Origin of the sequence: Enterovibrio paralichthyis (genome assembly GCF_019209835.1) — a bacterium.
Lineage (GTDB): Bacteria > Pseudomonadota > Gammaproteobacteria > Enterobacterales > Vibrionaceae > Enterovibrio > Enterovibrio paralichthyis.
On sequence record NZ_JAHUTS010000060.1, the window covers coordinates 1 to 1757 of the forward strand.

The following is a 1757-nucleotide window of genomic DNA, read 5'->3' on the forward strand; positions in this document are numbered from 1 at the left end:
ACGTATAGGAAGAATAAACGCCCTTTTCACCCAAGTCCAACAGCTTTGGACCGCAGTTGACTCTTTCGACACCCCTGCGATGCAACCCAATCCGGCTGACGGGGAGCCAGCAACGCTGAAAATTTACCCTCCTCTTTCCCACTAGCGGCTCCTTTTCCGACAACCAGCACGGCGGATCCCTGCCGCGGCGCTGTGAACGCAGCATTTTGATTGGTATCGTTGGCCTTCAGGCTCGTCAGTCAAACAGACCCAGGAGCAGCTCAGCCGGTGGCGCCCGGCTTTCGGGTAACGCCCTGGTCCCGCTGGTTTCGGCTTTGTGCTTCAGGTGATCAAGGATCTGCTTGATCACTATAGGGTCTTCAATGCAGGCGATGACTTTCATGGCGCCGCCGCAGCCGCTGCAGGTCTCGATGTCGATATTGAAAACACGCTTGAGCCGTTGCGCCCATGTCATCGACGCTCGCCGTTGTGCTGGTGTTGCCGGTTCATCAGCCACCCTGACCTTGTTGCCCCTGCCCCGTTTTGCCGGCGTGACCAACGCCCGGTGCCGACTGTTGGGTGCGAACACCCCGTGGAAGCGGGTTAGGTTGACTCTGGGCTTCGGTACCAGGGCGGCCAGCCTTGCAATGAAATCCAATGGTTCGAAAATGACGTGCGTGGTGCCGTCCCGGTACGGCGTCTTGAGCTGGTAGCGCACGTTGCCGCCTCGTGTTAACGACAGCCGCTTCTCGGATACCGCCGGGCGGCTGATGTACCGGCACAGCCGTTCGAGCTTCTTGCGTTCATCGGCCCTGGCCGCCACGCCGGCGTGCAGGCTGGACCCGGCTACCTTGCCAATCCCGTCACCGAACGGATCACCACTGGTCGGCAGAGTTTGCAAAGTGAACACCTTTCGCCCCGCCTGTGAACCGACAGCGATACGGTAAGTGATCGAGTGCCCCAGCAGGGGTGTCATCGGGTCGTCATCCACCGCATCCGAGGCCAGATAGCTGTTTTCGACATCCCGTTCCAGCAGGCCTTGCCGTTCCAGATAGCGACCCACCCGGTGGGCGATGGTGTGCGTCAGCTGGGTGAGCTCTGGGCTGGTCGGCGCCTTGACCCAGCGGAAACGCGCTGAGCCGTGGGATTGCTCGACATACACACCGTCGAGAAACAGCATGTGGAAGTGAACATTCAGATTGAGCGCCGATCCAAAACGCTGGATCAGGGTGACCGCGCCCGTCTTGGCCACTTGGTGGGTATGGCCCGCTTTCTTGACCAGGTGCGTGGCAATGACGCGGTAAACGATGCCCAGCACCCACCCCATGATCTCGGGCCGGCTGGCAAACAGGAAACGCAGCTGAAACGGGAAGCTCAACACCCACTGACGCATGGGTTGTTCAGGCAGTACTTCATCAACCAGCAAGGCGGCACTTTCGGCCATCCGCCGCGCCCCACAGCTCGGGCAGAAACCGCGACGCTTACAGCTGAAAGCGACCAGGTGCTCGGCGTGGCAAGACTCGCAGCGAACCCGTAGAAAGCCATGCTCCAGCCGCCCGCATTGGAGAAATTCTTCAAATTCCCGTTGCACATAGCCCGGCAATTCCTTTCCCTGCTCTGCCATAAGCGCAGCGAATGCCGGGTAATACTCGTCAACGATCTGATAGAGAAGGGTTTGCTCGGGTCGGTGGCTCTGGTAACGACCAGTATCCCGATCCCGGCTGGCCGTCCTGGCCGCCACATGAGGCATGTTCCGCGTCCTTGCAATACTGTGTTTA

The 1757-nt window shown here is 59.9% G+C and carries 1 protein-coding gene; it reads right to left on the reverse strand.

The window, feature by feature from the left end; translation table 11 throughout:
* Window positions 1-235: 235 nt before the first annotated feature.
* Entirely contained in the window at window positions 236-1729 is a 1494-nt protein-coding gene (locus tag KU854_RS24640) for an IS91-like element ISCR2 family transposase (RefSeq protein WP_001120888.1), read from the reverse strand.
* Window positions 1730-1757 lie beyond the last annotated feature (28 nt).